The 8,562-nt window shown below is 50.0% G+C and carries 8 protein-coding genes; 4 read left to right on the forward strand and 4 right to left on the reverse strand.

Annotated features, from left to right (window positions below):
- Both AC5JLB_RS08360 and AC5JLB_RS08365 read left to right on the forward strand, forming a co-directional pair.
- The coding region (locus AC5JLB_RS08360) for a Vps62-related protein (protein ID WP_495873370.1) at nucleotides 1-1,500 on the forward strand (1,500 nt) is incomplete at its 5' end.
- A 366-nt stretch (nucleotides 1,501-1,866) separates the two neighbouring features.
- Nucleotides 1,867-2,169 carry a hypothetical protein gene (locus AC5JLB_RS08365; protein WP_495873371.1) on the forward strand — a complete coding sequence of 101 codons (303 nt, stop codon included), beginning with the start codon at nucleotides 1,867-1,869 and terminating at the stop codon, nucleotides 2,167-2,169.
- Nucleotides 2,170-2,188: 19 nt separating this feature from the next.
- Here AC5JLB_RS08365 and AC5JLB_RS08370 read toward each other — a convergent pair whose 3' ends face one another.
- Together AC5JLB_RS08370 and AC5JLB_RS08375 are read right to left on the reverse strand one after the other, a co-directional pair.
- The gene (locus AC5JLB_RS08370) at nucleotides 2,189-2,362 is read right to left on the reverse strand and encodes a hypothetical protein (RefSeq protein WP_495873372.1); all 174 of its coding nucleotides are present in this window, start codon (nucleotides 2,360-2,362) and stop codon (nucleotides 2,189-2,191) included.
- A 56-nt stretch (nucleotides 2,363-2,418) separates the two neighbouring features.
- Nucleotides 2,419-2,781, reverse strand: coding sequence for a hypothetical protein (locus tag AC5JLB_RS08375; RefSeq protein WP_495873373.1), 363 nt, complete (start codon nucleotides 2,779-2,781; stop codon nucleotides 2,419-2,421).
- Between the two features lie 586 nt (nucleotides 2,782-3,367).
- On the opposite strand from AC5JLB_RS08375, the gene AC5JLB_RS08380 reads away from it, so the two are divergent.
- The gene (locus AC5JLB_RS08380) at nucleotides 3,368-5,071 is read left to right on the forward strand and encodes a protein adenylyltransferase SelO (protein ID WP_495873374.1); all 1,704 of its coding nucleotides are present in this window, start codon (nucleotides 3,368-3,370) and stop codon (nucleotides 5,069-5,071) included.
- An 85-nt stretch (nucleotides 5,072-5,156) separates the two neighbouring features.
- Here the strand turns inward: AC5JLB_RS08380 and AC5JLB_RS08385 are convergent, their stop codons facing one another.
- On the reverse strand, nucleotides 5,157-5,552 hold the full coding sequence (locus AC5JLB_RS08385; RefSeq protein WP_495873377.1) for an alpha/beta fold hydrolase: 396 nt from the start codon (nucleotides 5,550-5,552) through the stop codon (nucleotides 5,157-5,159).
- A gap of 93 nt (nucleotides 5,553-5,645) precedes the next feature.
- Nucleotides 5,646-5,972 carry a TRADD-N-associated membrane domain-containing protein gene (locus AC5JLB_RS08390; RefSeq protein WP_495873375.1) on the reverse strand — a complete coding sequence of 109 codons (327 nt, stop codon included), beginning with the start codon at nucleotides 5,970-5,972 and terminating at the stop codon, nucleotides 5,646-5,648.
- A 189-nt stretch (nucleotides 5,973-6,161) separates the two neighbouring features.
- Here AC5JLB_RS08390 and AC5JLB_RS08395 point away from each other — a divergent pair.
- A partial coding sequence (locus AC5JLB_RS08395; protein WP_495873376.1) for an NB-ARC domain-containing protein occupies nucleotides 6,162-8,562 on the forward strand: 2,401 nt, incomplete at its 3' end.

Consider the following 8,562-nt stretch of genomic DNA (forward strand, 5'->3'; position numbering starts at 1 on the left):
AGGACTCCAATCATTCTTTGGGAGTACACTAATGGCGCTGATAACGAAAGTTGGCAATTTGCGCCTGCACCGGAGCCGAAGCCCGTTGACCCTAAGCAAGGGTTCTACATCCAGTCGAAAATCGGATTGGGAGATTGGGTGCTCACAGCTGGTTCTGATGGGAGGTCTGTACACCTCACACACAAAAGCGTAAACGACCCCAACCAACTGTGGCAGAAAGAAGACGACTCTCGCGGTGGGTTCTTTCTATACAATTTTGGAACTAGAAAGGTGCTGCATCGCACGACTTCACAGGGTGGTCAGGTCGAACTTGTGAGCCAAGATTATAGCGACCCCTCCTTGTTATGGCGACAAGAAAACTTTGGTAGCTGGCTTGGTATCAATACGCTCGTCGATTGGGAACAGAAACTCAATGTTTCAGGGGGTGAGCCTTACGACGAAAGGACTCCAATCATTCTTTGGGAGTACACTAATGGCGCTGATAACGAAAGTTGGCGATTTGCGCCTGCCATGGCAATCTCGCTAGATCAGGTTGAGCAACTTATTAGAACGTACGGGCCAATCGTGAAACTGCATCCTGATGAGAAGTACTTTATGGACGACCCAGACACCGTTCTGGCCAGTGGGAAAACACAGCTCCAATGGGGACTGGTTCACAATGAGGAGGACTACGATAACTTTAAGCAGGATGATGTTTACTCGAGCCCGGTTTCCTCAGCCAGTAATTTGTTATCAACAGTTACTGTTGCGAAGCAAGATTCTCGCTCAGCCAATCTGGATTTTCGTTACTGGTTACACATTGATGACAGCCAAAAGCCAGGAAATCAGTCTCGTGCAAAGGCTCTAGTATCTGTGCAAGAAACTGAGCCTGCTTTTGTCAATTTGCAGTTTTGGTTTTTCTACCCGTTCAATGGTCCCGGTAAGTTTCGTCTCACAGTGGGCGATGTCATGACCGAGCATATACAAATAGATACCTGTGGTCGCCACTACGCTGACTGGGAGCATGTCACTTTACGATTCAGATGGCAACCAGGAAGCAATCCTTGGTATCTGGTTGATGTTTACCTATCTCGACATGATATTAGTACCTGGATCGGCGACCTGTCAGCCCTTCAATTTAGGGGTCAACATCCAGTCATCTATGCGGCACGAGATTCCCATGCACACTATTCATCTGCTGGCAGCCAGTACTATAAGCGAGTTTGGTCTCAGGGCTTTTTTGTTGGCACTGCAGCAGTCGATTTGGAAGATTTGACAGCAGATGGACAAGAATTTGATACCTCTAATCTAGGCAACTATGCGATCGTTGCTTCGAGTGTGCCAGAACACAATGTACAGAAGCCAGACTGGTGGAGCTTCGAGGGTCGTTGGGGTCAATACGAGCGGCTAAGACACGACCAAGAGATTCGGGATAAAGTCGTTGGACATTTGTACACATATCCGTATGAAGAAGTCGGAGCCGGTCCTAAAGGTCCAGTTACCAAGCCCTATGGGCTTTGATCTCTGGTACTAGGTAAGCTACACAGGCAGAGTTGTTTCATTGTCATCAGGAGATATCTGGAAGCTCAATCTCTCGTTTGTGAGATTCAAGAAATTCAAGAACGTCGAACGAGAGAGTCAAGCATCTGGATTTCCATTTCTCACAATGAAACAGTCATAGGCTACACAAGTACCTTATTTCTGCTTTCAAGGTTGCCATCGGCCAATAACTGCTTCACCAAATACCGCCTAAAGGTAAGAAGATCGTATTTTCCAGGGTTAGCCCAAATCTTTAGACTAACCCTGGCGTTCTATCTGCCCCACTTGTAATTCTTGTTCTGGCTCGGTTGCTGGCTTGAAGAGGGCAATGCGTTGCACTGACGGGATGTGTCCAAGGACATTTCTAAAATTCGATTCTGTGAAGCCTTGCCCTCTGACACTCGTATCCTAGGAGACATCAAAACGCGCAAACAGCGGAAAATTCCGTGCAATCAACGCTTGAGCACATGGCTGAATCGAATTGAGCGAGTGAACTCGTTTGTGTTCCTGTCACCACGGGGTTATGCGATCAACTCACATGATGTGCTCAACCGGACCTGGCGACTCGTGGTCGAAGAGCTGGTGGACAACGGCGATGTGAGAGAGTATTTACCGGCAATCGCAGCGCGGCAGGTTTTAGCGGTGCCGTGAAGAAGAAGCGTCTTTAGCCTCAATCCTCGTCCTTATCCAGCTGAGGAAACTGTTCAAGGACTTTGGTGATGAGCATATAGAGTTCATCCAAAAGCTCCTCCGCTCCTGCTTCATCCACCTCAGCTAACAGTTGTTCAACCCCGTTGCTGTATTGCTCAAGGCGATCGGTTTGTTGATGGTTAAGAGAAGACATAGCAATTATGGGTTCCTGAAGGGTGCTAGCCGTTCATTGTAGTGTTTCTTCCACCCTTACCCAAAGGATTCCGCCAACGCTGCTTTCGTTCGAGCCACCGAAAGGCGAACCCGCTCTACCTGGGACTCATAAGCCGTCCTCTGTTGCGGCGACCCATCACCAGGATTCGCTCTCAAAATCTGCTCATAGTAGCGAAAAATTTGAAACGCATAACTCGCGATCGCCACCTGCTCCTGGGAAAGAGACGTGATGCGATCGACCAGATCCCCACAAGTTGCCGTATGAGGCAGTAGAAAAACATCGGCATACAGGGGCGGAAGCCCATGCGATCTTGTTTTCAACTCCTCCAATAGCGCGATCGCTTCTTGGGATAGCTCTCCATCAAAATCAGCCAGAGAATTGAGTAAGGCTAAGAGCAAGACCTTTGACCGTTTCTGCTTCAATGTGAACCCGCATCGCAGTAATTAACTCCTTCAAAATTCTAGCAAGACCCAAACCTGCGATTTTTCTTTCGAGTGCATTCCTAACGCATAACTTGGGCTTATGAGACATCAAGCCTTACAGATGACTTACGCCCCAAGGGGCGGGGAATGTACCCTTGATACGATTCAACCACAACAAGAGATGCTTTTAGGGTTAACAATCAATGGGGAGATTATTGCTCTCAGTACGGCGATCGCTAAATCATGCTTTCGGTAATAGGCATTAAGCCGAGATACGTGTAAAAATTTATCATATAGGTATCAAAGCTTTGCTGGATAAGATTTGCGGCGACCAAAATGAAAGATTGACTGTTTGCTGGGCAGGTAGCTATTCGGTTACTTGTAGCGCTGAAGCTCAGATGAGCAGATTCCTCCGGTGGTATCCAAGGAATTCAAGGTGGTCTGCTTCAATCACCCCCACTAATAAGTCGGTTAGTCTGGAAAGCTTCACATTTAATGTGTTAGCCTCTGCAAACTCCTCAATTAAACATGAATTCTTCCCGAAATATCGGCGCTAGCAAAAATGTCATATCCATCTAAACCCTCTGCTGAGCCTTGCGTAACGACCTTCGATGAGTTTGCGCAATTGGTGGATTATTCTCTGATGGATACCTTAAATGCCGATCCTGATGCCACGGTCGATGGTGATGATCACGGGGCCCGCCAGGTTTTTTCGGGTCATTTCGTACCTGTGACACCCACGCCGCTTGCAGACCCAGAGTATGTAGCTCATAGCCGCACTTTTTTTAAGGAACTTGGGTTGAGCGATGAGCTGGCGCTGAATGAAAAATTTCGCCGTGTATTTTCTGGTGATCTCTCTGCTGCCCATGAGCCGATGCGTCAGGTGGGCTGGGCGACGGGTTATGCCCTCTCGATTTATGGCACCGAATATACCCAACAATGTCCATTTGGTACGGGTAATGGTTATGGCGATGGTCGAGCGATATCTGTATTTGAAGGAATCATCAATGGACAGCGCTGGGAAATGCAATTGAAAGGGGCTGGCCCAACGCCTTATTGTCGGGGTGGCGACGGGCGCGCTGTCCTACGGTCAAGTGTGCGTGAGTTTCTAGCGCAAGACTATATGCACGCTTTAGGTGTGCCAACATCACGCTCTTTGACACTGTATGTTTCTAAATCTGAGACCGTTACCCGGCCTTGGTATTCTCAAGACTCCTACTCCACTGACCCTGATGTTTTGGTGGACAATCCTGTGGCTATTTCAACTCGCGTTGCACCCTCCTTTTTGCGTGTTGGTCAGCTAGAGTTATTTGCCCGCCGCGCTCGCAGCAATGCTCATCCAAAAGCATTAGAAGAGTTGAGCATGATAGTGTCGCACTTAATTGAGCGAGAGTACAAAAGCGACATTAATCAAAGCCTTGGTTTTGCCGATCAATTAGTTGAGTTGGCTAAGCTATTTTGCCAGCGTCTCACTTCACTGGTGGCTAATTGGCTACGTGTTGGTTATTGCCAGGGTAATTTTAATAGTGACAACTGCGCTGCTGGAGGCTTCACCCTAGACTATGGACCCTTTGGATTTTGTGAAAAATTTGACCCTTGGTTTCAACCTTGGACTGGTGGCGGTGAGCACTTTTCATTCTTCAATCAGCCCATCGCAGCAAAAGCAAATTATTACATGTTTTGGAAAGCTGTGAGACTGCTACTTACAGAAGATGCTGAAGCGTTAGAACAGTTCGACCAAGTAGGCCGTGGCTTTTCAGAAGCCGTGCAAAAACAAATCCAAAAAATGTGGGCGGACAAACTTGGCTTGACTGAATATCACCCAAAGCTATTTGAAAAATTAATGCAGTTAATGACTGACTCAGAGGTAGATTACACCATTTTCTTCCGCGAGTTATCCCATATACCAGATGATATCTCAGCATTGAAAAAAAGCTTCTACGTTAAAACTTCACCACAACTCGATGAACAATGGCAATCTTGGCTAAAAAGCTGGCGCGACTTCGTCATTAACGACGGCAATTTAGCTGAGATATCAACAAAGATGAAACAGACGAACCCAAAATACACATGGCGAGAGTGGTTGATTGCCCCTGCCTACCAACAAGCCATGCAGGGTAACTATACTTTAGTTAAAGAGTTGCAAGAAGTCCTTAGCTATCCATATGATGAGCAATCACAAGACGTAGAAGATAAATACTATCGTCTAAGACCTAAGGCGTTTTTTAACACGGGTGGCGTGTCGCACTATAGCTGTTCATCATAGCTGCGTGACAAGTAACTACTCAATACGAGCCGCTTTGTTCTTGAGCAACTGCTGAAAGCCAGGTTTGCAACGTTCCTTTCAGCGATTAATGTTCAACGTGTTGCATGAAGGATAGCAGGTGATTTGCAACGACTTGGGGTTGATCGAAGTGGGGCACATGTCCCGCTGCCTCAATCCAAATGAGCTGGCTGTCTGCGATCGCTCGCTGCCACCGAGTAGCATCAGCGGTTCCTAACACATCGTCCGCTTTGCCCCACAAAATCAGCGTGGGATGGGTGACTTGAGCAATCCGATCGCTTAAATCCGAATACCCGCCACTTCTGGTAAAGGAGGCGATCGCCTCCCTCCACCCAGGCATCTCCTGGTGGAGTAACGAGCAACGCAGAGCATCAATCAGCGTTGGATGAACCATCGGTAGAACTGAAGCCGCCGCTAGGGCAGCCCGCTTACGGAAATAGAGCCAATCTGCACCCAGGTTAATGAGTCATGCGTACTAGTGTCGATCTCCCCTTTTTAAGAAAAGCTCTCTCGGGACAAGAGAGAGCTTTGTACGTTCCAAGCCGGTTTCAGGCCGCTATTCATCCTCAGGCAGGGCTGGAAGGATTTTGTCAAGGCGCGCGTTCGCCTGCTCCAGTCGCTCTTCAGCCTTCTTCGTCAGTGTGAGGAAGCTACCCCCTGAAACCAGCCCAGTGGCCGTCGCGATCGCGCCTTCTGAAGCTCGATTAGTCAGCAGAAGACCGACTCCGGTGAGACTGACGATCGCACTGACGACCGTCATGATGAAATAGGCTTGAAAACTGTGGTGTGCTAGGCCGAACGTTGCTCGGTTTTGGCGCAGAAGCTCTTGGGCGATTTGGAGACTTAGCGGATCGTGAGACGGCGATTCACTCGGGTGTGGCATGGGAAAAAGAACCGTGTTGAAGATTGACGGTTCAATACTCGCGTTGGGGGTCTGCCCCCATGCAAATGCTCCTGAAGCGCGGCTAGCAGCTACCCCAAACCGATGTTAGAGTAACGTGGGGTACCTAATGCCCCAACGGGATACCCCAAACTTTCTGCTCAAACTTGGTTCGCCTTCACTCCTCTACCCATGCCTAGAGCTACCTACGGTCCCCATGTTAGAGATAGGGCAAAACGTCTCTTTGCTGCGATCGCGGCGTTCGCTGGAGGTGAGCTAGAAGGTGTTGAGCAGCTCCCCCTGAAGTTTTCCTGGCAAGAGAACGCATCATCTCTCACCTTGGTTGTGAGAACGACGCTTAGAGCACTGATGGAACTGTGCGAAAAGGATGGGCTAGGAAAGCCTTTAACCAAGCCACAGATTAGAGAAGCCCTCAATCGCCTGGAAGATTTTTTGGCTATTCTGGAGGACCTTCGAGAGAATCGCCAGGGAACCGAAGATTGGCACTTTAAGTTAAGGCTATGGTCAACCGATAGGACAGATAACCTCAATCACTTTGAGCAAGCTTGGGAAGCCAATCGACCTGCCAAGTCCAAAGAGCAACAAGCGGTACAGACAGACTCGAATCCAGTTGCGCCACTGACAGCAGGAGTTGCATCAAAGCAGGAAAACCGAGAGCAGGCGACAGGGTTTGAGACTGATAACCATCAATCTGCACCGAATCGCCCCACCTTCAAACCCTTACAAATGCCGCCCCTGCCAGATTATTTTGTCGAGCGTCCAGACCATCAGCAGCCCGTCAAGGACTTACTGCTGAACGACGATTCAGCCGCTCCTGCTACGCTAGTCGTGAGCGCGATTCATGGCTTGGGCGGGATTGGCAAATCGGTTTTGGCCGCGAGGTTAGCCCATGATGAAGCCGTGCAAACGCGGTTTTGCGATGGTGTGCTGTGGGCCACGTTAGGGCAAGAACCCGATCTTCTGTCGTTTCTCAGTGATTGGATTCAAGCGTTGGGCGATCGAGATTTTAAGCCCACCAGCATTTCGAGTACATCCAGCCATTTGCGAACCCTGCTGTACGACAAGCGAATTCTATTAGTTGTGGATGATGTGTGGAATCCAGAGCACGTCGAACCGTTTCGGGTCGGGCGTGCCGGGTGTCGGGTGTTGGTGACAACCCGGGAAGCAGCCATCCCGAATGTCACGCTTCATAATCTCGAAGAAATGACAGCAGAGCAGTCGTTAGACCTCTTGACGAAGAAATATTCTGGTAAATTGAGCAGCACTGAGCGGCAGCAAGCCGCAATATTAGCGGAGGAAGTGGGGCATTTACCCTTGGCATTGGAACTGGCAGCCGCTCAGATTGAGGATGGCGTCCTGTTTGCCGAGTTGTTGGAAGATTTGCAGGCGGAGACCGCCCGATTGGAGGTGCTAGATCGTCTCATAGAAGTCAGTTCAGCCTATCGCAAGCGCTACAGCCTGTTAGCATCCCTGAACTTGAGCGTGCAGCGCTTGTCCCCAGAGCAACAGCGACAATTTGCTTGGTTAGGGATACTGCCAGAAGATGTCCTAGTGACAGAGCGGGTCGCGAGCGTGCTGTGGGAGTTGCAGCCTCGACAGGCAGGAACCGTGCTGCGAATTTTGCGCTCCCGGGCGTTGCTGCTGGCCGGGGCACAGCAACCCGGGCAGAAACCCACCTATCGCATTCATGACGTGATGCATGATTTGGCAAAACGGTTGCTCACGGGTAGCCAAGTGCCTCAGGAGCCGCAAGATTTACCAGGGCTAGGATGGGAGTTAGCCACCGCTCATACAAAGTTTTTAGAGCGATATCGTGCCCAGACGTGTAATGGCCTCTGGCATACCTTAGCGGGAGACGGCTACATCCATACTCAATTGACGTGGCACTTAGAGCAGGCAGGGCGCATCGAGGCGATTCATGAGCTGTTGCAGGAAGTGACAGAAACAGGACAAAATGGCTGGTTTGTCGCGTGTGAATCGTTAGGACAAACGGCAAATTTCGTTACGGATGTGGCACGAGCATGGCGATTGGCAGATGAACACTGGAAGCGTGATCCAGTTGCAGCGATGTATTGGCAGTGTCGCTATGCGCTGATTTACACCTCACTCAATAGCCTGGCGAGCAATATTCCTCCCATCTTGATTGCCGCTTTGGTAGAGAAGGGAGTTTGGCAACCGCTTCAGGGATGGGCTTATGTGCAGCAAATTCTACAGGCAGAGCAGCGAGCGGAAGCGATTGGAGCGATCTCAGCGCATCTACCCGAAGCGTTGCTGAGGGAAGCACTGAAGCTGACGCGCCAGATTGAGGATGAGTTTGCTCGGGCATTCGCCTTGAGTGCCTTAGTGCTACACCTGCCGGAAGTTGGGCAGGAAGCGCTGGAGGTGACGCGCCAGATTGGAGGTGAGTATTCTCGGGCAGAGGCCTTGAGTGCCTTAGTGCCGCACCTGCCCCAAGCGCTGCTGCCTGACGCCCTGGAGGTGACGCGCCAGATTGGAGATGAGTATTCTCGGGCAGAGGCCTTGCGTGCCTTAGTGCCACACCTGCCGGAAGTTGTGCAGGAAGCGCTGGAGG

Source organism: Myxacorys chilensis, from assembly GCF_059505265.1.